This window comes from Rhodothermales bacterium (assembly GCA_039944855.1).
Taxonomy (GTDB): Bacteria; Bacteroidota; Rhodothermia; order Rhodothermales; family JANQRZ01; genus JBBSMX01.
In genome coordinates this window covers 1-22729 of record JBDUXZ010000024.1, presented here as the reverse complement: position 1 = coordinate 22729, position 22729 = coordinate 1, and the positions used below count along the sequence as shown (strand labels likewise).

16 protein-coding genes are annotated in these 22729 nt (G+C 68.4%); 5 read left to right on the top strand and 11 right to left on the bottom strand.

The annotated features are described in order from the left end of the window. Positions 1-94 precede the first annotated feature (94 nt). Entirely contained in the window at positions 95-430 is a 336-nt protein-coding gene (locus ABJF88_12830; protein ID MEP0547811.1) for an SCP2 sterol-binding domain-containing protein, read from the top strand. A gap of 62 nt (positions 431-492) precedes the next feature. Here ABJF88_12830 and ABJF88_12825 read toward each other — a convergent pair whose 3' ends face one another. Further along, positions 493-1317 carry an SDR family oxidoreductase gene (locus ABJF88_12825; GenBank protein MEP0547810.1) on the bottom strand — a complete coding sequence of 275 codons (825 nt, stop codon included), beginning with the start codon at positions 1315-1317 and terminating at the stop codon, positions 493-495. Between the two features lie 96 nt (positions 1318-1413). On the opposite strand from ABJF88_12825, the gene ABJF88_12820 reads away from it, so the two are divergent. Continuing rightward, positions 1414-2553: an endonuclease/exonuclease/phosphatase family protein gene (locus ABJF88_12820; GenBank protein MEP0547809.1), complete on the top strand. Its 1140-nt coding sequence runs from the start codon at positions 1414-1416 to the stop codon at positions 2551-2553. A gap of 223 nt (positions 2554-2776) precedes the next feature. Here the strand turns inward: ABJF88_12820 and ABJF88_12815 are convergent, their stop codons facing one another. The 4 genes from ABJF88_12815 to metG form a co-directional block, all read right to left on the bottom strand. Further along, positions 2777-3106 (bottom strand): hypothetical protein, encoded by a 330-nt coding sequence (locus tag ABJF88_12815; protein MEP0547808.1) that lies wholly within the window; start codon positions 3104-3106, stop codon positions 2777-2779. 191 nt (positions 3107-3297) lie between these two features. Beyond that, positions 3298-5625 (bottom strand): reprolysin-like metallopeptidase, encoded by a 2328-nt coding sequence (locus tag ABJF88_12810; GenBank protein ID MEP0547807.1) that lies wholly within the window; start codon positions 5623-5625, stop codon positions 3298-3300. Positions 5626-5797: 172 nt separating this feature from the next. Beyond that, a complete protein-coding gene (locus ABJF88_12805) occupies positions 5798-7501 on the bottom strand; it encodes a M1 family metallopeptidase (protein MEP0547806.1) in 1704 nt (567 codons plus the stop codon). A gap of 375 nt (positions 7502-7876) precedes the next feature. Continuing rightward, positions 7877-9964 carry a methionine--tRNA ligase gene (gene metG / locus ABJF88_12800; protein ID MEP0547805.1) on the bottom strand — a complete coding sequence of 696 codons (2088 nt, stop codon included), beginning with the start codon at positions 9962-9964 and terminating at the stop codon, positions 7877-7879. Between the two features lie 218 nt (positions 9965-10182). On the opposite strand from metG, the gene ABJF88_12795 reads away from it, so the two are divergent. Beyond that, positions 10183-10899 (top strand): FKBP-type peptidyl-prolyl cis-trans isomerase, encoded by a 717-nt coding sequence (locus ABJF88_12795; GenBank protein ID MEP0547804.1) that lies wholly within the window; start codon positions 10183-10185, stop codon positions 10897-10899. Positions 10900-10970: 71 nt separating this feature from the next. On the opposite strand, the gene ABJF88_12790 is transcribed toward ABJF88_12795, so the two are convergent. The 5 genes from ABJF88_12790 to ABJF88_12770 all read right to left on the bottom strand — a co-directional run bounded on the left by ABJF88_12790 (position 10971) and on the right by ABJF88_12770 (position 15211). Beyond that, a complete protein-coding gene (locus tag ABJF88_12790) occupies positions 10971-11540 on the bottom strand; it encodes a flavin reductase family protein (GenBank protein MEP0547803.1) in 570 nt (189 codons plus the stop codon). A gap of 61 nt (positions 11541-11601) precedes the next feature. Beyond that, positions 11602-12762, bottom strand: coding sequence for a molecular chaperone DnaJ (dnaJ, locus tag ABJF88_12785; GenBank protein MEP0547802.1), 1161 nt, complete (start codon positions 12760-12762; stop codon positions 11602-11604). A 107-nt stretch (positions 12763-12869) separates the two neighbouring features. Further along, positions 12870-13466, bottom strand: a complete 597-nt coding sequence (locus ABJF88_12780) for a nucleotide exchange factor GrpE (GenBank protein ID MEP0547801.1) — start codon at positions 13464-13466, stop codon at positions 12870-12872. A gap of 80 nt (positions 13467-13546) precedes the next feature. After that, a complete protein-coding gene (gene hrcA / locus ABJF88_12775; protein MEP0547800.1) occupies positions 13547-14638 on the bottom strand; it encodes a heat-inducible transcriptional repressor HrcA in 1092 nt (363 codons plus the stop codon). Positions 14639-14758: 120 nt separating this feature from the next. Beyond that, on the bottom strand, positions 14759-15211 hold the full coding sequence (locus ABJF88_12770; protein ID MEP0547799.1) for a DUF2231 domain-containing protein: 453 nt from the start codon (positions 15209-15211) through the stop codon (positions 14759-14761). Positions 15212-15315: 104 nt separating this feature from the next. On the opposite strand from ABJF88_12770, the gene sppA reads away from it, so the two are divergent. After that, complete coding sequence (gene sppA / locus ABJF88_12765; GenBank protein MEP0547798.1) at positions 15316-17106, top strand: signal peptide peptidase SppA; 1791 nt, start codon at positions 15316-15318, stop codon at positions 17104-17106. A gap of 301 nt (positions 17107-17407) precedes the next feature. Beyond that, positions 17408-18967, top strand: coding sequence for an FAD-dependent protein (locus ABJF88_12760; protein MEP0547797.1), 1560 nt, complete (start codon positions 17408-17410; stop codon positions 18965-18967). A gap of 156 nt (positions 18968-19123) precedes the next feature. Here the strand turns inward: ABJF88_12760 and ABJF88_12755 are convergent, their stop codons facing one another. Next, positions 19124-22375 (bottom strand): amidohydrolase family protein, encoded by a 3252-nt coding sequence (locus ABJF88_12755; protein MEP0547796.1) that lies wholly within the window; start codon positions 22373-22375, stop codon positions 19124-19126. Positions 22376-22729: the final 354 nt, after the last annotated feature.

The window sequence follows — 22729 nt, the reverse complement described above, 5'->3', positions numbered from 1 at the left end:
TGCGGGCTTTCGGACACGCGCTTAACGGTGTTATCTTCCCGTCGCAGCCCGTTCGTCTTGGGCCTCCCCTTCCGCTCGCCCACCTCGCACTCCTATGCCTCGCTACAGCTCCATCGACGAAGTGATCGCTTCCTACCCCCAGCGCTTCAACGCCGACAAGGCCGAAGGCGTTGACGACACCGTGCAGATGAACCTCAGCGGCGAGGGCGGCGGCAACTACGTCATCCACGTCCACGATCAGCAGGTTGACGTCTCCGAAGGCACCGTCGACGACCCGACGCTCACCCTCAGCGCCCCCGCCGACGTGTGGCTCAGCGTCGAGAACGGCCAGACCAACCCGATGATGGCGATGATGTCGGGCAAAGTGAAACTCCGCGGCTCGGTCCCCTTCGCCACCAAATTCATGGGGATGTTCGGCGGCAAAGGCTGAACGACTGAGTCCCCCGAATGCCGAAGAGGGCGCTCCGACGAGCGCCCTCTTCTTTTTTGCCGCTACGGCGCAGGGGTCATTGGGTCGGGGTACGCGAAGCGGAAGTCGAGCCGGTCCCGGAGCCGTTGGCTCGACACGATCTTGTAGCCGTCGGCCTCGGCGCCGTTGAACGTCGGCGGCTCCAGCCCCAGGCGCTCCGCGGTCGCGGGGTAGAGTCGGTTGCGCGTCGGGTGATGGTCGGCGCAGACGTTGAACGTCGCGCCGCGCGCCTCATGCTCCAGCACGGCCATCACCGCCCCGATCACGTCGTCGCGATGGACGAGGTTGACGGGGGCTTCACCGCCCGCGAGGTCGCGTTTTCCTGCGAAGTAGCGGGCCGGGTGCCGGCCGTATCCGTACAGTCCGGCCAGCCGGAGGATCGTCGTATCGAACGCTGTCGCCCCGTAGAACACACGCTCGGCGACCAGCACGTCCTCTCCGTTCCGCCGCAGCGGGACGCCCTCGTGCGCCCCGGCATCGGACTCCGTCACGACGCCGTCGAGGTCGGGGTAGACGGAGGTGGAACTCGTCATCAGCACCCAGCCCGTGCCGGCCCTCTCGGCAGCGCGGCGGACGGCGCTCGCCACGGCCGGGTACGAAGCGGTGCTCCCCGAGGGCGGGACGCAGAAGACGAGCACGTCAGCTTCGAAAAAGGCCTCGGGGTCGTCGCCCTCGACCTCGTCGCCGAGGACGATGCGGTGGGGCTCGATGCCGGCGGCTTCGAGCCGTTCTAGCTTCTCCGCTGAGGTGGTGCTGCCGCGGACGGTATGTCCCGTGCGTGCGAGGGCCTCGGCGAGGGGGAGCCCGAGCCAGCCACAGCCGAGCACGCTGATCGTTCGGAGTTTCATATCTGCGCTCCTATCTTGTCCGTCTAACATAGCCAATACGTGGGGTGCCGCGACACCGGGCGCCCCACGATTATACCCACTACGCCCTTTCTCGACATGAAACGACTGCTCCACGCATGGCCTGTCGGCCTCGCCACGCTCCTGCTCCTCGCCGTCCTCCCCCTCGCTGGCTGCGACAGCGACGACCCCGAACCCGAAGGCGTCTCCGCCGACGTCAAGGTGATGAGCTACAACCTCTACCTCGGCGGCGACCTCTTCCCCGTCACGGCGACGACGACCCAAGCCGAAGCCATCGCGGCGGCGACCGCGCTCTGGGCGACCGTCCAAGCATCGCGCTTCGACCTCCGCGCCGAGGCCATCGCTGACATCATCGAGGCCGAGACGCCCGACCTCATCGGCTTGCAGGAGGTCACGCGCTACCAGACGCAGACTCCGAGCGATTTCGTCACCGGCACCCGGACCCCCAATGCCTCGACGCCCGCCATCGACTTCCTCGCGATCCTCATGGCAGAGTTGGGCGAGCGTGGACTCGACTACCGCGTCGTGCTCGAAGAGGACAACGCGGACGTGGAACTGCCCACGGCCCTCGTCGCCAACCCGATGCTCCCCACGGACTTCCTCGACGTCCGCCTCACCGACCGCGACGTGATCCTCGCCCGCTCGGGCGTGACGACGGCGAACCCGATGGTCCGCACGTTCGAGATCCAGGTCGGACTCGAAGTCCCCCCGGCCAGCGGCAACACGCTGGAGTTCACGCGGAGCGCGCAGTGGGTCGATGCGACGGTCGGCGACGTGACGTTCACGTTCGCCAATGCCCACCTCGAGGTGGAGGTCCAGCTTCCGCCGGGCGCGCCGGGCCAGCCGCAGGAGGGCCAGGCGCTCGAACTCATCGAAGCGCTCGGCAGTGAAACCAATCCCGTCGTGCTCGTCGGCGATTTCAACAGCCCGGCGGACGGCTCCGGCACCCGGAGCTACGCCCTGCTGGACGTCACCTATACCGACTCCTTCGTTGAAGCCGGTGTCGATGGCGGGACGTGCTGCCAGGCTCCCGACCTCCGCAACATGACCTCCGAGTTCGCTACGCGGATCGACCTCATCCTCCACCGCGGCAACGTAGAGACGCTGTCGGCTGAGATCGTCGGAGATGAATCGGAGGACCGCGTCGCCGTCGGCAGCGACCTGCTGTGGCCCAGCGACCACGCAGGGGTCATCGCCACGCTGCGTATCGAGAACTGAGCAGGCCGCCCCTCAAGCGGCGAGAAAGAGCCCCACGCTGGAACTCTTTCTCGTCGTTTTGGTGGAACGCCCTTGACTTCGCTGGGGGATTCCCCTATGTTGTAGTCGCGGGCCAAGAACGCCCCACCCTATTAATGCGGGAAGAACAACTGCTCGACTCGCCGAAGCCTTGAGAGGTGACCGGCGAGTCGAGCAGTTTTTTTGTACTCCCCGCTCCGCGCGCTCAGTTCGTACAGATCGCGCGTAGGACCCGGCGCCGCTTGCCGAGGACGTGACGCCACTCGCTCTCCGCGACCTCGTCGTCGCCGAGGTAGTAGCTCCACTGGCCGACGGTGCCTTCGTTGAGCACGATGGGCGTCGCCATGTGGGCGGTGCGCTTGAGGAGGGGCTGCATCCCCATCTGGTGGACGAACGTGATCTGGCAGTCTCCCTCCTCGACCTGCTTCACGGAGAGCCAGTTGTCGCCGCACACGTGGCAGGTGAAAAATCGGGACTCCTGTTCGTCGGTGAAGAGTAGGAGTTCGTCCTCTTCCGTATCGCTGTCGATTGCCACGGGGACCATGCTATAGCACCCGCAGGCCTTGCATTTGAGCCGTTCCATCATCTGTATCGTCGTTCGTGGTGGCCCGGTACAACCCTGTCAGGGTGCGAACGTTTCGCGTCCATTCCCTCTTCACGCCGCCCAAAAAGAAAGGGCGGAAGGGATAGGAACCCCTTCCGCCCTGCCTGTGGCTTGTCCGTCCGCTAGCGTACGACGGTCATCTGCTGCACGTCGGTGAACGTCTCGCCGACGACGCGGACGAAGTACGTGCCGCCCGCCAACGCTGCCGCGTCGAGCGAGAGCTGGCGGTTCTGCCCGGCGGCGAGCGTGCCGTCGTGGAGCACGGCCACCTGCCGCCCGAGCGCGTCGTAGACCGCGACGCGCACGGCCTGGCTCTGCTCCACCGTCAGGTTCAGCGTGGCGCGCGACGACGTCACGCCGAACGGGTTCGGGTAGACGGCGCTGAGCGAGTGCGTGGCCTCGGGACGGGCCTCGTTCGCCACCCCGATCTCGAGGGCGAACTCCTCCCGATTCACGGCGAAGAAAACGTTGTCGACGGCCCGGATCATGATGCGAGCTTCGTCGGTCACCTCGCTCGGCATTGTCACGAGTTCGGCGCCGTCGTTGTCCGTGCCCTCTGCGAGGACGATGTCGAAGGTGTCGCCGCCATCGGCGGAGAAGAGGATGTCCACGGTCGGCGTGTTCACGTCGCCGGCGTCGGTGCCGGCCACGTCCCACGTGACCTCCTGCTCGGAGCCCGTGCCGTAGACGAGGTCTCCTTCGTTGGCGAACGTGACCTCGAACGGCCCGGCGTCCTCGACGACGTCGAGCGTGACCTGGAGGTCGCCAATACCGCCGGCGTTGTCGCGCGCGGTGAGCCGGAACCGGAGCCTCCCGTCAGAAGAGGGGAGCCCTTCCCCGATCACCGGCGGGTTACCTGCGATGAGGCGGTCGAGGGCGGGGAAGTAGCGGACGGGCTCATCCACGGGGTCGAACGAGCGGAAGAACGGCGGCGTCCCGTTCCACCCCGTCCCTCCGGCCGGGGGGCCGGCCGGGCCGAGGTCGAACTCTTCCCACGTATACGTGAGATCCTCGGGGTCGTTGTTGTCGTCCTCCGCACTGCCAGTGAGCACGAAGGGGGTTTCGATCGGGATCGAGAGGCCGTCGACGTCGGACATCACGACGGGCGGACTGTTCTCCGTCTCCGTCTCCTCGGCGCAGTCGTTGCCCGCGCCGACCGAGATGTAATTCACGATCTCGATGAGCGATACGGCGTGGAAATAGTCGTCGCTGGTGTTCTGTAGGTTCTGCGGGTTGCAGATGCCGGCGTAGGCCATGATCGTCGAGCCGCTCCCCGGTTCGTAGGCCGTCGAGCCGTTGCGGTTGCCGCCGCTGCAGTTGCCGGAACTCCCGTTGAAGCTGTGGTTGCCGCGGAACTGGTGGCCGATTTCGTGGGAGACGAAGTCGACGTAGAAGATGTCGTTGATGGGCGAACCAAGGCCGGTCACACCGCGCCCCTTCTGCCCGGTCCGGCACACGACGCCGAGCCCGGCCACGCCGCCGCCGCCCGTCGAGAAGACGTGGCCGACATCGTAGTTGTCGGACCCGATGACGGCGTCGAGGTTCGACTGGTTCTCCCCGAGCATCGCCCCCCCGCTGTTGTTCGTATACGGATCCGACGTCCCGTCGGTATAGATGACCTGGTCAGTCTCGTCGATCAGCACCATGCGCACAGAGAGGTCGCGCTCGTAAATGCCGTTGACCCGGTTCATCGCGATGATGATCGCGGCGAGGCCATCGGCTACGTTCGACGGCCGGTTCCGGCGCGCGCTGTGGAAGGCGGTGTACTCGCCCGTGGCGGCCATCGCGAGGCGGTAGGTCCGGAGCAACTCCCCGTTCTCGGGCCGCGCCGTCGTCACGTCAACCGGCTCGTCATCGCCCGGTGCCTCGATGACTTCTTCGTTGCCGAAGGCTTCGAGCACGCGCGCCTGGTCCGGCACGTAGTCACGCTTGCGATAGACGACGTAGTGCTCGGTGTCCAAGGCCTGCATCGGGTCGATCAGCATGCTGCCGCCCTTCCCGAGCACAAATGCGTGGAACCCTTCTGGCGTGGCGCTGATGCGAACCATAGAGCCCTTCGCTTCCACGCCGCGGCCGTAGTAGGTGCGCAGCTCGGGATAGCGCGCCTGGAGCCCTGCTTCCATGATGGGCGCTTCCACAACACGGAACGACGCGAAGCCCCCGTCGGGCGTCGGCAACGGTACGATCACGCCACTGCGGGTGTCAAACGGGGCGGCTTCGAGCGGGGCCTCGGCCAAGAGACTCGCCATCAGCGCCCCGTCCATCCGGACGCTCCGGTACGCGTTCGGGACGATCTGCCGCTCCGCGCCCGTGGTGACCGACGCCGAGACGACATCCGTCCAGAGGCGATCCGCGAGATCCTGCGCAAACGCAGGCGACGCGGCCAACAGGAGAGCGAGCACCGTCGCGAGGAAGGTGCGAGAGAGTGAGAAGGAGGGTGCGCTATGCATAGTCCGCCTGGGTTGAGTGAGAGGACGATTCGAGGCCCATGATGGTACAGAGAGCCCGACCGGTCTCTCCCGCCTGCGAAGACGTAGAATATAGGCCCAGTCAGAGGTTTGTAAAGGGCGTGTGGAGAACCGACCCCTCACGCCCCGAGATCGATCGCTAGCAGCGATACGCTCACTCCGCCTTCAGCACCCAGCCGTTGGGGTCGATCGCTACCTCGGCGTCCGGCGGCAGCAAGACCTGTCCCTGTCCGGCCCGCATCGGGACCCGGCGCACCTCGCCATCGACGGCGACTTCGACCGGAAGTTCGACCGGGTACCCTTCGGGGGTCTCCCACCGCAGGTGGAGCCGGCGGCCCTCCCGCTCGGCTACGAGGCGCGGAAGCGTGGGCTGGTAGAGGTAGAGCCGGAAGAGCGTGCTGAGATTCCTCCCGGTCTCATGCTCTAGGATCCGCTGGAAGTCCTCCGTCGTCGCGAAGCGGGCTTGCCGCCCATCGGTCATGGCCTCCATGGCGGGGTCGGGATAGGCCATGCGACGGAGCGCCCGGAAGAACGCCGGGTCGTCGTCGACGGCGTAGCGCAGCGTGTGGAGGAACCACATCCCTTTGAAGTACACGTCGGCGTCGGTCGAGCTCGTGCCGAAGTGGGCTTCCTGCGTATCCACCGTCCGGCTCGGAACGACGGGCCGCGCGTTGAGAATCCGCCCGCGCTTCGACTGGAGGTAGCGGAGGTAGGCATCCCGCCCGCCGAGGTGCTCGGCGTAGAGCGCTTCGACGTACATCGCGAACCCCTCGTGGATCCACAAATGGCTCCAGTCCGGCACGGTGACGAGGTTGCCCCACCACTCGTGCGCGAACTCGTGGAGGTGGAGCCAGTCGAACCCGAACGCGTTGTCAGTGAACGTGTCGCCGTACGCGATCGCGGTCTGGTGTTCCATCCCGAGGTACGGTGACTGGACGACGGCGTACTTGTCCGCGCGGAATGGGTACGGCCCGAACGTCTCCTCCATGAACCGCATCTGCTCGACGATCTGCGGCATCAGCGCTTCGGCCTTCGCCCGGTCCTCCGGCAGCACGTAAAACCGGATCGGCAGCGCCTCGCCCGCGACGCTGGTGTAGTCCGCCTCGACCGTTTCGTAGGGCGCGACGTAGAGCGAGAGGCCGTAGTTGTTGATCGGCGTCGAGACGAACCAGTCGAAGGTGCGCGTGCCGTCGGGGTTCTCCACGACGCCCCGGAGACGGCCCGCGGAGACGGCGGTGTGACCGGCGGGGACGGTAGCGCGGATGCGCAGCGAATCGGGCTCGTCCGACGGATGGTCTTTCACCGGCCACCACAGGTCCGCCCCCTCGCCCTGACAGGAAACGCCGACCCAGTGGGTCCCGTCCGCTCGGTCGACCCACGTGAAACCCCCGTCCCACGGCGGGTTGGGAGCGACACGAGGCTTGCCCGCGTAGTCCACGCGAACGGCGACTGAATCCCCCGGCTGCATCGTCCAGCCGAGGTCGATCAGGAGCCGCCCTCCCAACCGCTCGAAGGGTAGGGTCTCCCCCCTCTTTACGTCGGTGACCTGCGCGACGGCGAACGTCGTGTCGAGGTCGAGCGCGATGGCGTCGCTCGGGAGCACCATCGTCGCGTACATCCCGAGGTGCCCCTCGATGCGTTCCGCAACAGGCTCGACCTCAATCTCGAGATCGTAGTAGTGCACGTCGAACGCGGCCTGCTCGAGGATCAGGAGCCCACCGGAAGACGAGGGGTCGGAAGGAGCGGGCTGCGCGTGCAGCGAGGCGGCGGTGAGGAGGGCGACGAGGAGGAATCGGTACATCACGGCGTAGGCAGAGCGTTCGGAGAGGGCGAAGGTACGGCCGGACGTTACGGACACGAGCAATGCCCCCGGCATCGGGAAGCCAGCGATTCCTACCCTGAGACCCTGCATCTCCGCCCGGTCGTATCCGTAGTAAAGATCAGGGAATAAAAACTTTTCGTCCTTCTTTGACCTCCTGCACGGCTCCCTCGCGTATATGTAGATGAGCGGCCGGTGTCCTCCGCACTCTCCGCTCAACAGGTGCCATTACGTCGATGGATGGAGACGTAATCACTATAGCGCCCGACAGGTCCAACCAGGGCGCTATTCGGGTGGCAGGCTTGGTGGTGGGGCCTGCCACCCGATTTTCCAGACGGCTCGCAGCCGTCACGATAGGTCGCCTCTCTGGGGAGAGAGGCGGCCTATCTCTGTTTTGGTGCGGGCGCGCTCCCGCTACCGGACGACGCTGCCCGGCTCCCCATCGGGCGCGAGCACCGGCGTCAGCTTGCCCTCCCGGTCCTCAGCCATCAGCACCATCCCCTGGCTTTCGAGCCCCATCATCGTGCGCGGCGCGAGGTTCGCCACGACGATGACGTGCTTGCCGACGAGCGCTTCTGGCTCGAGGTGCTTTGCCACGCCCGCCAGCACTTGTCGCTGCTCGAAGCCGAGATCGATCTCGAGCCGGAGCAGCTTGTCGGCTTTCTCGACCGGCTCAGCAAGCGTGACCCGGCCGACGCGGAGGTCGAGGCCGACGAAATCGGGGAACGTGATCTCGTCTTTGACCGGCTCATACGGGAGCCCTTCCTGCTGCACCTCGCCCGCTCGCGCCTCCAGCTTGTCGAGCTGCGCTTGAATCGCGTCGTCATCGATTTTTTCGAAGAGGATCTGCGGTTCGCCGAGCACGTGGCCTTCGGGGAGGAGCGCGATGCCGGCCGCCTCCCAGCCGATCGTGCCGGGCGTCCCATCGGGTGTGCTCGGGCGGACGTTTTCGAGTTGGAGCATCGTGCGGAGCTTCGCCGCCGAGAACGGGAGCACGGGATCCATCAGCACTGACAGCGACGCGCAGAGTTGGAGGCAGACGTGGATCGTGTTCCGCATCGCCTGCGGGTCCGTGTTGCGCGTGTGCCATGGCTCGGTGTCGTTGAAGTACTTGTTGCCGAGCCGCGCGAGCGATAGGGTTTCCTGCACGGCCTCGCGGATGCGGAAGCCTTCGTACGCCGCGCCGATCCGGTCCGGGAATCCGGCGAGCGCGTCGAGCACGGCTTGGTCCGTCTCGCTCGGCTCCACGAGCGGCGGCACGACGCCGTCGCCGAAGCGGTGCGCGAATGTCAGCGTGCGGTTGACGAAGTTGCCCAAGATGTCGGCGAGCTCGGAGTTGACGCGGGCCTGGAAGTCGGCCCACGAGAAGTCAGCATCCTTCGACTCGGGCAGGGTCGCGGCGAGGGCGTAGCGGAGGAGGTCGGGCTCGAAGTCGTCGAGGACTTCGTGGAGCCAGACGGCCCAGCCGCGGCTCGTCGAGAGCTTGCGGCCTTCGAGGTTGAGGAACTCGTTCGCGGGGACGTTCGCCGGGAGCACGAAACGCGGCCCGCTCGCGGTGGCCTCGTTGTGCGTCATCAGGAGCGCCGGGAAGATGAGCGCGTGGAAGACGATGTTGTCCTTCCCGATGAAGTGGACGAGGTCAGTGCCCTCATCCTGCCAGTAGCGCCGCCACGCCTCGGGGTCGCCCTGCCGCGCGGCCCACTCCTTCGTCGCCGAGATGTAGCCGATGGGCGCGTCGAACCAGACGTAGAGCACCTTCCCGTCGGCGTCTTCGACGGGCACGGGTACGCCCCACGGGAGGTCGCGCGTCATGGCGCGGTCCGCGAGGCCGTCGGCGAACCAGCTTTTGACCTGGCCGCGCACGTTCGATTTCCACTCGGGGTGCGTCTCGACATAGGCTTCGAGCCGGGGCTGGAGGTCGCCGAGCGGGAGGTACCAGTGCGTCGTCGTGCGGACTTCGGGCACGGCGTCGGTGAGCGCGCTGCGCGGGTCAATGAGGTCTTTCGGCGAGAGCGAGGAGCCGCAGTTCTCGCACTGATCGCCGTAGGCATCCTCGTAGCCGCAGACGGGGCACGTCCCGCGCACGAAGCGGTCGGCGAGGAAGAGGCCGGCTTCGGGGTCGTAGAGCTGCTCCTCGGTCTTCTCTTTGAACACGCCCGCGTCGTAGAGCGTGCGGAAGAAGGCCTGGCTCGTCGCGCGGTGCGTGGCCGAGGTCGTCCGGCCGTAATAATCGAACGACATCCCGAGGCGCTCGAAGCTGGCCTCGATCTGCGCGTGGTAGCGGTCCACGACGTCCTGAGGATCGACGCCCTCCTCGCGGGCGCGGAGCATGATCGGGACGCCGTGCTCGTCGGAGCCGCAGACGTAGAGGAGGTCCCGCCCGCGGAGCCGCTGGTAGCGGCAGTAGAGGTCGGCCGGGAGGTACGCCCCGGCGAGGTGGCCGACGTGGAGCGGGCCGTTGGCGTACGGGAGGGCGGACGTGACGAGAATGCGTTCAGACATGGCGGGGCGGTGAAAGCGAGGGCCAAAAGCTACGGAGCCGCGCAACGCCGGGTCCGATTCGCTCGCGAAGGTTTGAGCAGAAATGCCCGCCGGCGGCTCCGCGTCTTGGATGCGTCGGCGGCCCATCGGTATACTGCGCGCTGCGCTTTTGGCGGGGCTCCCCCGTCCTCACGCTCGAGCAACCGACACCCGATGCGGGCCGACCCCGCCTTCCCCCTATGACCCGACGCTACGTCTTTGCCCTCCTCGCCGCGACCCTCACCCTCGCCGCGTGCGAGCGCTCCGCCGACCCCGGCAGCCTCGACACGCTCGACGATCAGGTGGCGTACATCGTCGGCCACGACCTCGGCACGGCCCTCCACGACCAGATGGAGCAGATCGACGAGAGCATCGTGCTCGACGACGAACTGATCCTCACGGCCGTCCGCGCCGGCCTCAACGGCGACTCCCTCCGCTTCACGACGGTCCAGGTCGACTCGATCATGCGCGCCTTCCAGGATACCCTTACCGCCCGCGCCTCCGTCACGAACATGCGGACGAGCGAGGAATTCCTCGCCGCCAACGCTGGCCGCGACAGCATCGAGGTGACGGAGAGCGGCCTGCAGTACAAGGTGATTCAGGTGGGTCAGGGCGAGTCGCCGACGCTCGGCGACACCGTCCTCGTCAACTACCGCGGCACGCTCCCCGACAGCACGGAGTTCGACTCGTCGTACCGCCGCGGCCGTCCGGCCCGCTTCGTCGTCGGCGAGGTGATCCCCGGCTGGAACGAGGCGCTGCAGCTGATGCAGGTCGGCTCCGAGTGGCGGGTGTTCATCCCGGCCGACCTCGCCTACGGCGAGCAGGCCCCGCCGCAGATCGGCCCGAACCGCGCGCTCGTGTTCGACGTGGAGCTACTCGACGTGATGAAGGGAGCGGCACCGCAGGCGGGCAACTAGCCCCCTCTTCCCCCATCGAGATTCGCCGTAGGGGCGCAGCATGCTGCGCCCCTACGTTCGTTTCTGCCCCGTCACACTTCGCCACCGACGGCGCGGTACGAGCGGTCGTAGTAGAGCAGCGGCCCCGCCGCCTCGGCCTCGGTGACGCGGAGGACGCGGCCGAGGAAGAGCGAGTGGTCGCCCGCGTCGTGGACGGCGTAACGCTCGCAGTGGAGCACGCCGAACGTATCGGGCAGGATCGGCGCTCCGCCCTGTGCCGTGCCGTGGGCCACGTCGCGGAACTGCTCCTCGCTCGTCAGGTCCGGCACGGCGAAGTGGTTGGCGAGGTCGGCCTGCGTCTCGCTCAGCAGGTGGACGGCGAACGTGTCGGCCCCGAGGAGGGCGGCGTGGAGCGACGAGTCCTTCTGCACGTTGAACGAAATCAGCGGCGGGTCGAGCGAGACGCTCGTGAACGAGCCGATCGTCGCCCCGCGCCGTTCCCCGCCCGACGCTGCGGTGACGACCGTCACCGGCGACGCCACGCGGCGCATCACCGCGCGCAGCATCTCGCCGCCTGCGCCGCCCTCGCCCGCGTGCGCCTCGTCGTCGTGGACGGGCGCATCGGTCGGAGCGTGATCGGGATGGCGAAGGTCGAGGGCCACGGGCAGGGGGATTCGGGAGACGCGGCGCTCGTCTCCAAGCCCACGCGTCACGCGTTACGCATCACGAGAACACGTCTTTGACTTTGCTGAAGAACGACTTCTTCTCCTCCGGCTCGTCGGGCCGGGGCTGGAACGACGGCGCGCCGCGGAGCTCTTCGATGAGTTCGCGCTGCTCGCTCGTGAGCTTCGTCGGCGTCCACACCTGCACCGTGACGAGTTGATCGCCGCGCCGTCCGCTGCCGAGTTCGGGAATGCCGCGCCCGCGCATCCGCAGCACGCGCCCGCTCTGGATGCCGGCGTCGATCTGCAGCCGGGCGCGGCCCTTCAGCGTCGGCACTTCGACTTCCGTCCCGAGCGCGGCGTCGGGGAACGAGAGGTGGAGGTCGCAGCGGACGTCGAGCCCGTCGCGCGTCAGCTCCTCGTGCGGTGTCTCGATGATCTCAACGCGGAGGTCGCCGGCCGGATCGCCGCGACGGCCCGCGTTCCCGGCGCCGCGGATCGAGAGGAAGTGGCCCTCGCGAACGCCGGCGGGGATCTCGACCGTCGTGGTCTCCTCCCCCTTCACCCGGCCCTCGCTGCTGCAATTGGAGCACGGATCAGTGACGATCCGGCCTTCGCCGCGGCACGCCGGGCACGGCTGCACGTTGACGAACTGGCCGAAGAACGTGCTCGACACCTGCCGAAACTCGCCGGAGCCCTTGCAGGTCGGGCAGACCTGATAGCCCGATTCGCCGCCCTCGGCACCCGTCGCGTCGCACTCGTCGCAGACGACGAACTTCTTGACTTTGATCTTCTTCTCGACGCCTTCGGCGATCTCTTCGAGCGTGAGCGCGAGCCGGACGCGGAGGTCGCTGCCGGTCCGTCGCCGAGCGCCGCCGCGCCGTCCGAAGGCGTCGCCCGCCTCACCGCCGAAAATGTCGGAGAACGCGCTGAAGATGTCGGAGATGTCCTGGAAGCCGCCGGGCCGCGCGCCGCCGCCGCCGCCGTTCACGCCGGCCTTGCCGAAGCGGTCGTAGCGCTGGCGCTTCTCCGGATTCGAGAGGACCTCGTACGCCTCGGCCGCCTCTTTGAAGCGCGACTCTGCCTCGGCATCGCCCGGGTTGCGGTCCGGGTGATACTGGAGCGCCTTCTTCCGGTACGCCTTCTTGATCTCGTCCGGCTGCGCCGTGCGCGAGACGCCGAGCACCTCGTAGTAGTCCATCGCGTCGGTGGAGCTTGCCATACTATTGCTGCTTCTGCTTGAAAAATAGAGGGTCAACAACGAGCCCGAGGCCGCCTAGCAGCGCCGAGCTACGCGCCACGCTGCCCGAGGTTCAGGCCGCGTGCTGCCTACTGCGCGACGATGACGCGGGCGTGGCGCAGCACGCGGTCGCCCATCCGGTAGCCCTTTTGGACCTCGCCGACGACGGTGCCCGCGTCAGTGCCGGGCACCTCCTGCTGCATCATCGCCTCGTGGAAATGCTCGTCGAACGGCTCGCCGACGGCGTCGATCTCCTCGACGCCGAGGCTGCGGAGCGTGTCGCCGAACTTCTTGTACACGAGGTCGACGCCGGTCTTGAGCGCCTCGTACGTCGGGCCGCCCTGCTCCGTCTCCGCTGCGGTCTCGGCGGCGGCAAGCGAGCGCTGGAGGTCGTCGAGCACGTCGAGCATCTGGACGACGACCTCGCCCCGGCCGCGCTCGGTGGCCTGGCCCAACTCGGTATCGGTGCGGCGGCGGTAGTTCTGAAATTCGGCGGCGCGGCGGAGGAGCTGCTCTTCGAGCTGCCGCGTCTGCTCGCGGTGGCGGTCGAGCTCGGCGGCGAGGTCGTCGACGGACGTCGCCGTCGGGCCGTCGGCGGCATCCTGCGGCGCAGCGGCTTCGGGCTCCTGCGGTTCGGGTGCCGAGTTCTCGGGAGCGGTTTGGGTCTGCGTGTCCTTCTCAGTCATGCGTCTGGGTCTTCGGCTTGGGTCTTCCGCGCGGCCGGGCCGCACGGTCATAAAGTGGGAAGTAGCGGGGTGCGCGCCGCTCACGCCTCGGACGTGGCGCCGCTCAGCAAGCCCGCGAGGTATTCGACGAGGGTGATAACGTAGGCGTAGTCCATCCGTTTCGGACCGATCACCCCGAGCGAGCCCGTCGTGTCGCCGAAGCGGTACTGCGCCTTCACGACGGAGTACTTGCCGCCGAAGCGGTTCGCGTCGTCGCTCTCGTGGCCGATGAGGACGACGGCACGGCCTGCCGACGTGGGCTGCTGCACGCCCGCTTCCAGCAGGTGGACGACGACGTCGTGGTTCTCCATCAGCTCGATCACGCTGCGGACTTCGCCGGGCTCCTGGAACTCCGGCTGCGTCACGATCTGCTGCGCGCCGCCGAGCTCCGCCTGCCGCTCCTCGGGGAGGTCGGCGAAGAGCGCCGCGGCTTGGTGCAGCACGAGGCGCACGACGCCGGTGCCGTCGCCCGCGTCGAGGTCGCGCATCCGCTCGACGGCCGTCTGCCGGATCTCTTCGAGCGTCAGCCCGACCAGCCGCTCGTTCATCGCCGACACCACGCGGTCGAGGTCCGTCCGCTGCATCTCGGCGTCGAGCTCGGCCACGATCGTCTTGACGAGGCCGCCGCGCACGGAGACGACGAACATCAGCCGCGACGACGACAGCCGCACCACGTCGAGCCGTTCCAACACGCCCGTCGCGAGGCGCGGGCTGAGGACGACGCCGAGGAGGTTCGTGAACTGCCCGAGCAGGCGCGACGCCTCGCGCATCAGCGATTCGACGTCGCCGTAGAGCTGTTGCAGCCCGGTGCGGAGGAGGAGCTGCTCGGCCGGCGATACGCCCGGCAGGTCCGTCAGATCGTCCACGTACGCCCGGTAGCCGAGGTCCGTCGGGATCCGGCCCGCCGAGGTGTGCGGGTGGTCGAGGTAGCCGTGCGACTCGAGCGCGCTCAGCGTGTTGCGGATCGACGCCGACGAGAGGTCCACGATCCCCTGCTCCGCCAGCACTTTCGAACCGACGGGCGCCGCCGTCTGGATAAACCGCGTGACGACGGAGCGCAGGATGATGGCCTCGCGCTCGTTCAAGCGCGGGCGCTCATCGGACGTTGTCTGCTGGGATTCGGGTTCTGCCATGACGGGTCGAAAGCTACCACTCAGTCGGTCGGGGTAAGCCCCACTGATACCGGGCTCCGTTCGGTGTGTTCAGGGGCGTGAGTGTGTTTTTTATGGAGCGCCGGCCGCTGGCAGGGCGTCTCAACCGGCGACGCCCCACACCATCGTCCCGCCGAGGTGCCCTGCACGCGCGACGAGCCCCGCCGCCGCGAGCGCGAGCGCGAGCACGATGAGCCGCACCGCCACCGGGTCTGCCGCGTCGCGCTTCGTGTGCCGCGCCCACACCGTGACGCCGACGAGCACGAGTGTCGTCGCGACGCCCAGCCACAGCGCCCACTCGCCGAACTCCTCGTGCGTTTCCACGAGGGCTTCCACGATGGGCGTTCCCTCGACCCCCTCGTAGATCGCCTCGCCCGTCCACACGGCCGCCCACGCGCCGAGCGTGCCGGCCGCGAACGCGAGGAGCGTCACGCCGCGCCAGAACGCCCGCCCGACGACGGCGTACACCGCCGCCATGCCCGCCCCAAAGATGAGCAGGGCAATCGGGAAGTGCACGATGACCGGGTGCCAGTACGGGATCTCGACGTTCGGCATGAGGCGCTACGGAGCGGGTAGAAACCGGCGAACCGCGCGTTCGCCGCCCCGGCAATATCGGACGCGCGTAGCTTCCCGCCCTCCTTCTCGCTATCACCCCGTTCATGAAGCGTTTTCTGCTGTACCTCACTGCCGCGTTCTTCGGCACGCTCGCGGCGCTCTTCTTCCTGTTCCTGCTCGTCACCGCCGCGCTCGTCGGCGGCGAGGCCACGCCGCCCGTCGCGAGCGACTCCGTCCTCGACCTCGACCTCGGCGGATTCATCCCCGAGATCGCCCCGCTCGACCCCGTCGGGGCCCTCATCGGGCAGGAAGGGCTGACGCTGCGCGACGTGACCGAAGCCCTCCGCAAAGCGGCGGCCGACGACCGGATCGAGGTCGTGTGGCTCCGGCCCGAGGGCGTCAGCGCGTCGTGGGCCGTGCTATCGGAGATTCGCGGCGCACTCGACACGTACCGCGCGAGCGGGAAGCCACTGATCGCTTCCAGCGGGTCGAACGGCTTCAGCGAGGCCGCCTACTACCTCGCCTCGGCTGCCGACTCCGTCTTCACCCCGCCCGAGGCGACGTTCGAACTCAACGGCTTCTACCTCACCGTCCCGTTCTTCGCCGGCGCGCTCGACAAGCTCGGTGTGGAGCCCGAGGTGATCCGCGCCGGGTCGTACAAGAGCGCCGCCGAGACGTTTACGAACCGCCAATTCTCGCCCGAGAACCGCGAGCAATACCAGGACCTCGTCGACGGCGTGAGCACGACGTTCCGCACCGCCATCGCCGCCTCGCGCCCCGTCACCCTCGCCGACCTCGACCGGATCGTCGAAGCCGGCGGGCTCTACGACGCCAGGGCCGCGCTCGCTGCCGGGCTCGTAGACGGCCTCCGCTACGAAGAAGCGGTGCGCGACGGACTCCGCGCGTACACCGATCAAGACGCCGATGACGAACTCCGCACCGTCGCGTTCGAGGACTATGCCGCCGTCACGCCCTCCGAAGCCGGACTCGCGCTCGGCGATGCGAGCGAGCGGATCGCGCTCGTCTACGCCGTCGGGCAAATCATGCCGGGCGAGAGCACGCCCGACACCGGCAGCGGCGCGATCCTCGGGGCCGACACCTTCGCCGACGCCCTCCGCGAGGCCGTCCGCGACGAGACCGTCCGCGCAATTGTCGTCCGCGTCGACTCGCCGGGCGGAGCGGCGACGGCGTCGGACGCGATGTGGCACGCCGTCCGCGAAGCGCGGCGGCACGTCCCCGTCGTCGTCTCGATGGGCGGCGTCGCGGCCTCGGGCGGGTACTACCTCGCCGCCGCCGCCGACACGATCCTCGCCGACCCGAACACGATCACGGGCTCGATCGGCGTGATCTCCGTCCTCTTCGACGCGACGGAGCTCCTCAACGACAAGCTCGGCGTCACGTTCGACGCCGTGCAGACCGGCCCCGCCGCCGACCTCGGCGCGCTCGGCCAGCCGCTCGGGCCGCAGGAGCGGGCAATCCTCGAACGGACGACGGAGGAGGTCTACACCGCTTTCGTGGACCGCGTCGCGAGCGGGCGCGGGCTCTCGCCCGACTCCGTCCGCGCGCTCGCCGGGGGCCGCGTCTACACCGGCGCCCGCGCCCTCCAACTCGGCCTCATCGACGGCCTCGCCGACCTCGACGGCGCGCTCACTGTCGCCGCCGCGATGGCCGGGCTCGACACCGACTACGGCCTCCGTGTGCTGCCCGAAGAGAAAGGGTTTTTCGAACTACTCACGGACGGCGCGTTCGTGCAGGCCGCACTCGGCACCGTGCAGGCGCGTCGGGAGACGCTGCACGAGCGGGCGTTCCGCCAGCAGGTCACGCTTCTCCGTGAGGCGGCCACGCTCCACGCCACCCCGCAAGCCCGCCTCCTCTCCGACGTGCAGGTACGCTGAGCGTCTCATACCCATTAGCCCTGTCATTGTGAGGAGCGCAGGGACTTGTCCCGTAGCGACGTGGCAATACCGAAGGGTTCGGCGGAGCCAATCTCCTTCGGTCTGCTGATATGGAGGAGATTGCCGCGTCGCTTCGCTCCTCGCAATGACATGTAAGGGTGATTCGTGCGCACCTCGGACGTGCCCCGAACCGATCCGCGCTGCCGTTGCGAGGGAGAAGAATCCGTTGTATCGCGGAGCTTGGGGCACGCCGAGGTCGGCCCGTGCGTTGCACCGAGCCCGCCCCAGCAGCCTCCAGCCCATGCCTCATTCCCTCCAGCTACGCGTCCTTCCCGAAGTAGCCGGCGAGCCCGTCGCGCTCGCCGAGCACGTCGCCCGCACGCTCGGCGTGGCGCCCGCCGACGTGCGCCACGTCGTCCCCGTGCGCCGCTCCATCGACGCGCGACAGCGCACGATCTACGTTAACCTCACCGTGGACGTGTACACCGACGAGCCGTACGCCCCGTCGCCGCCCGCGCTCCCGGACTACCCCAACGTGCGCGACGCCGAGGAGGTGCTGGTGATCGGGGCGGGGCCGGCCGGCCTGTTCGCCGCGCTGCGCCTCATCGAGCGGGGCCTGCGGCCGATCGTGCTGGAGCGGGGGAAGGACGTGCGCGCGCGCATCGCGGACCTCAAAGGGATCAACACGCGCCACGAGGTCAACGAGGACTCAAACTACTGCTTCGGCGAAGGCGGGGCCGGCACGTACTCCGACGGCAAGCTCTACACCCGGTCCAAGAAGCGGGGCAACGTGCTGCGCGTGCTCGAACTGCTCGTTGCCTTCGGCGCGACGGACGAGATCCTCGTCGAGGCCCACCCCCACATCGGGACCAACAAGCTGCCGCCCATCATCGCGGCGATGCGCGAGTGCATCCGCCACCACGGCGGCGAGGTCTTGTTCGACACGCGCGTGGACGACTTCGTGCTGGAGGGCGGGGCGTTCGCCGGCGTTCGCACGCTCGACGGGACAGTGCACCGGGCCCGCGCCGCCCTTCTTGCCACGGGCCACTCGGCGCGCGACATCTTCGAGCTCCTCCACCGGCGCGGCATCGCAATTGATCTGAAACCCCTCGCAATCGGCGTGCGCGTCGAGCATCCGCAGGCGCTCATCGACGCGATTCAGTACGATTGCCCCGAGCGGGGGCCGTACCTGCCGCCGTCGCCCTACGCGGTGTCGAAGCAGGTGGACGGGCGCGGCGTGTACTCATTCTGCATGTGCCCCGGCGGCGTGATCGCGCCCTGCGCCACGCGCCCCGGCGAGGTCGTCACGAACGGCTGGTCGTCCTCCCGACGCGCCCGCGCCACGGCCAACTCGGGCATCGTCGTCGAGCTACGCGAGGCCGACTTCGCGCCCTTCGCGGAGCACGGCCCGCTCGCGGCGATGGCGTTCCAGCAGGCCGTAGAGCGCCGAGCCTGGGAGGCCGGGGGTCGCACGCAGGTGGCCCCCGCGCAACGCCTCGTCGATTTCGTGGAGGGCCGCGTCTCGGCCGACCTGCCGAACACCTCGTACGCGCCCGGTATCGCGTCGGTGGAGCTGGGGGAGGTGCTGCCGGACTTCATCCACGCGGCGCTCGTGCAGGGCTTCCGGCAGTTCGACCGCTCGATGCGTGGCTACCTGACGAACGAGGCCGTCGTACACGCGCCGGAGTCGCGCACGTCGTCGCCCGTCCGCATCCCGCGCGACCCGCAGACGCTCCAGCATGTGGGCGTGCCGGGGCTCTTCCCATGCGGCGAGGGCGCGGGCTACGCTGGGGGCATCGCATCGGCGGCGATGGACGGCGAGCGCTGCGCCGATGCGATCGTGCAGATGGTCGGCCGGTGAGCGCTCATGCCGAAGCGCATGGTCGTCCCCTAACACCCCCGCTTGTCATTGCGAGGAGCGCAGCGACGCGGCAATCTCCTTCAGGCTGCTGGAATCGGGAGATTGCCGCGCTCCTTTCAGTCGCTCGCAATGACAAGTGAAGGGGGTTTGTCAGCGTCAGTGCGTGCCGCAGGAGCAGCCGAAGGCGCGCACCTCGCCGTCGCGCCAGACAGAGGCATCGCTCGCGCCCTCGCGCTCGAACCACAGCGGCGGGCGCGGCGCGGCGACGGGCCACACCTGGTCCATCGTTGCGGCGTCGTAGACCCGGCCGTTGGCGACGGTGTAGTGAATGTCGCGCGTGTGGCGGAGGTCATCCAGGGGGTTCGCGGTGAGGACGACGAAGTCGGCGAGCTTGCCCGCTTCGATGGAGCCGATGTCGCCGTCGAGCCCGACGTAGCGCGCGCCGTTGAGCGTGGCGGCGCGGATCGCTTCGAGCGGCGTCATCCCGCCCTGCCCGAACATCCACAGCTCCCAGTGCGCCGCGACGCCCTGCATCTGCCCGTGCGCGCCGAGATTGACCCCGACGCCTCGATCACTCAAGTCCTTCGCGGAGGCGGCGAGCGTCTGGTGCCAGTACTCGCTGTCGGGGACGAGCGTGCGGCGGCGCGAGCGGGCGTCGACGAGGCCGCGCGGGGTGAACGTGAGCAGGCGCTCGTCCTCCCACACGTTCTCGGTCGCGTACCAGTAGTTCTCGCCCCACAGCCCGCCGTAGCCGACGACGAGCGTGGGCGTGTACGCCACGCCGCTCTCGCCCCACAGCGTCAGCACGTCGTCGTAGAGCGGCGCGACGGGCATCGCGTGCTCGATCCCGGTGTGCCCGTCGACGATCTGGTTGAGGTTGTGGTGAAACGTCGAGCCGCCCTCGGGCACGACGAGCATGTTTAGCTCACGCGCGGCCTTCAGGACTTGCTGGCGCTGGTCGCGGCGTGGCTGGTTGTAGCTCTTCACCGAGTGCGCCCCGACCGCCTTCATCCGCCGGAGGTGGCTGCGCGCGTCGTCCAGCGAGTTGACGGTGGCGCGGAAGTCGCCGTCGGCGCCGTAGAGGATCGTCCCCGTCGAGTACACGCGGGGGCCGACGACCTCGCCTGCCTTGACGAGTTCGGCGAGGCTGAAGACGGTCTCCGTCGTCGCCGACGGGTCGTGCATCGTCGTGACGCCGTAAGCGAGGTTCGCGTAATAGGTCCAGTTCGCCTCGGGGAGCGCGCCGTCGTAGAAATGCCCGGAGTGCGCGTGCACGTCCACGAGCCCCGGCATAATCGTGTGGCCGGCGGCGTCGATTACCGTCGCCCCTGCCGGCACGTCCACGTCCGCCCTCGACCCGACCGACGCGATCCGGTTGCCGTCGACGACGATCGTCCCGTCCTCGATCACTGCGTCGCCATCGACAGTGATGATGCGCGCACCGACGAACGCCACCGTCCCGCTCGGCGCGTCGAACGGCATCATCAACTCGATGGCGGCGCCGACCGAGTCGGGCTCGGGCAGATCGTCCGGCGCGTCGGAGCGGAAGGCGAAGGCGTCGTCGAGCGAGCGGGTGTAGACCTCCGGCCCGATGAGCCAGCGCACGCGGTCATTCCCGACCCAGTGGAGGTCGGTCCCGGCGTCGCGGCTGAGGCGCGTGACGGGGATCGACTTCGTGTCTTTGTTGAGTTCGACCGCGCCGCCGGTCTTGGGGAACGGGGCGACGTAGACGTTGAACGCCTCGGTGAACGCGACCCACTCGCCGTCCGGGCTCGGCACGACGTCGGTCGGGTATTTCAGCGTGAAGTGCGTGCGCTCGTCGCCGCCGTCGAGGCGGACGCTTTTGTATTCCTTCTCGAGCCCGCCGCCGCTGAGGAAATAGACGCGCTCGCCATCGGCGGAGAAGCGCGGCTCGCGGCCGTCGTCCGCGACGAGCGTCATCGGCCCGCCGTCGGCGTCGATCCAGTAGAGACCGTCGTCGACGCCGTAGAGCGCGCCGCGCAGGCCGTTACCGGTCTCGCGGGCGAACACGATCCGCTGGCCGTCGGGCGAGAAGCGCGGCGTGGCGTAGTGGCCGGGCCGCTCGGTCAGCCGCCGCGTCGCGCCCGAGTCGAGCTCGCGCACTTCGATGTGCCCGTACGTGTCGTCGCTCCACGTCGTGTAGACGAGCCGTCGGCCGTCCGGCGAAAACGCGGGGTCGTAGGCGAACGCATCACTCGTCGCGAGGCGCTGCGGCTCAGCGCTCACCCCGGCCGCTGTCCACAGATCGCCGACGGCATGGAAGGCGAAGGTCCGGCCGTCGGGCGCGGTCGCCGCGTCGCGGAGCATGCGGACGCGAAAGCGCTCGGGCGCGACCTCGTAGTCCCCCGTCACTGGCTCCGTCGTCGTCAACTCGACCTCAGCGGAGAACGGGATCGGCGTCACCGTCTTGCTAGCTACGTCGATCCGGTGGAGCCCGCCGTGCGCCCAGAACACGAGATGCTCGCCGTCGGGCGTCCAGTCGAAGGCCGGGTAGACACCAAAGATCGCCCACGTCTCCTGCTGATCGAGCGAGAGGCCGTCGAAGAGCGGCATCTCCGCGCCGGTCTCGAAATCGTAGAGGAAGAGCACCTCCTCGTCGCGCACGCGGCGGACGAACGCGAGGTGCCGCCCGTCCGGGCTCGGCGTCGGCCGCGCCGCGCCGCCCGGCCCACCGACGACCGTTTCGATGTCGCCCGTCTCGCGGTCGAGCCGGCGGATGCGATAGATCCCGGCGTTGGGGTCCTTGTTGTACTCGAAGAACGAGCCGCCCGTGGCGTCCTCGGAGAAGTAGACGTAGCGGCCGTCGGGCGAGACGGCGACCTCGTTGCCCTGGTCTTGCTGGTCGTTCCGGCGCTCGGTGAGTCCCAGCCCCGCGCCGCCCGCCGTGTGGTACATCCACACCTCGCCCGCACCGAGCGAGCGCGTGCTCGTGAAGTGCTTGCGGCCGAGGAGGTAAGAGCCGTCCGGCGTCCACGCCGGGCCGTTGACGAGGCGGAAGTCCTCCTCCGTCACCTGCCGCGGGTTCTCGCCGTCGCGGTCCGCGACCCAGAGGTTGTCGCCGCCCGCGCGGTCGCTGGTGAACGCGATCTCCGTCCCGTCCGGCGAGAAGCGGGGTTGGATGTCGAACGCCGGGCCGCTCGTAATCCGCCGCGCCGTCCCGCCGTCGATCGGGAGCAGGTAGAGGTCGCCGAGGAGGTCGAACACGATCTCGGTGCCGTCGGGGTGCACGTCGAGGTTCATCCACGTCCCCTCCGTCGTCGTGAATTCGATGGAGCGCGTCGGGCCGTGGGCGGCGTTCACGTCCCACGTCGCTTCCTCCTCATCCTGGGCAGCAGCGGGAAAGGCGAAGGAGACGAGCAGACCGAGGCAGAGGGCACGAGCGAGCATGGCGGCGGAAGCGGGTTGAACGGGAGCCCGAACTTACCGCATCGTCGGCTGTCGTGGCGATCACGGCAAAGGAATCCGCCCTGTCTGCTGCCCCTCAGGCGATAACATGATTCGCTTCAGCCGCGCCGGGTGGCACAAGCGATGGAACAGTGACAAAGTAGGCGCGGCGACCGTAACGGGCAGAACCGCACAGCCTAGCGTCGGCCTACGAGCGCGGGATCTTTCCAACAAGGTACAGCGCCTCATGGATAGGTCCCTCTCATCAGCCGCCCGCTGCCATGTCTGCCACGACACTCTACACCGGCCTCGACCTCCACAAGCGCTCCGTCTTCGCCCTCACCGTCGACGCCACCG

Excerpts from the sequence above, each read along its gene's own strand:
- ABJF88_12830 (MEP0547811.1), top strand. The coding sequence starts at position 95 with ATGCCTCGCTACAGCTCCATCGACGAAGTGATCGCTTCCTACCCCCAG.
- ABJF88_12825 (MEP0547810.1), bottom strand. The coding sequence starts at position 1,317 with ATGAAACTCCGAACGATCAGCGTGCTCGGCTGTGGCTGGCTCGGGCTC.
- ABJF88_12820 (MEP0547809.1), top strand. The coding sequence starts at position 1,414 with ATGAAACGACTGCTCCACGCATGGCCTGTCGGCCTCGCCACGCTCCTG.
- ABJF88_12810 (MEP0547807.1), bottom strand. The coding sequence starts at position 5,625 with ATGCATAGCGCACCCTCCTTCTCACTCTCTCGCACCTTCCTCGCGACG.
- metG (MEP0547805.1), bottom strand. The coding sequence starts at position 9,964 with ATGTCTGAACGCATTCTCGTCACGTCCGCCCTCCCGTACGCCAACGGC.
- ABJF88_12795 (MEP0547804.1), top strand. The coding sequence starts at position 10,183 with ATGACCCGACGCTACGTCTTTGCCCTCCTCGCCGCGACCCTCACCCTC.
- dnaJ (MEP0547802.1), bottom strand. The coding sequence starts at position 12,762 with ATGGCAAGCTCCACCGACGCGATGGACTACTACGAGGTGCTCGGCGTC.
- ABJF88_12780 (MEP0547801.1), bottom strand. The coding sequence starts at position 13,466 with ATGACTGAGAAGGACACGCAGACCCAAACCGCTCCCGAGAACTCGGCA.
- hrcA (MEP0547800.1), bottom strand. The coding sequence starts at position 14,638 with ATGGCAGAACCCGAATCCCAGCAGACAACGTCCGATGAGCGCCCGCGC.
- ABJF88_12770 (MEP0547799.1), bottom strand. The coding sequence starts at position 15,211 with ATGCCGAACGTCGAGATCCCGTACTGGCACCCGGTCATCGTGCACTTC.
- sppA (MEP0547798.1), top strand. The coding sequence starts at position 15,316 with ATGAAGCGTTTTCTGCTGTACCTCACTGCCGCGTTCTTCGGCACGCTC.
- ABJF88_12760 (MEP0547797.1), top strand. The coding sequence starts at position 17,408 with ATGCCTCATTCCCTCCAGCTACGCGTCCTTCCCGAAGTAGCCGGCGAG.
- ABJF88_12755 (MEP0547796.1), bottom strand. The coding sequence starts at position 22,375 with ATGCTCGCTCGTGCCCTCTGCCTCGGTCTGCTCGTCTCCTTCGCCTTT.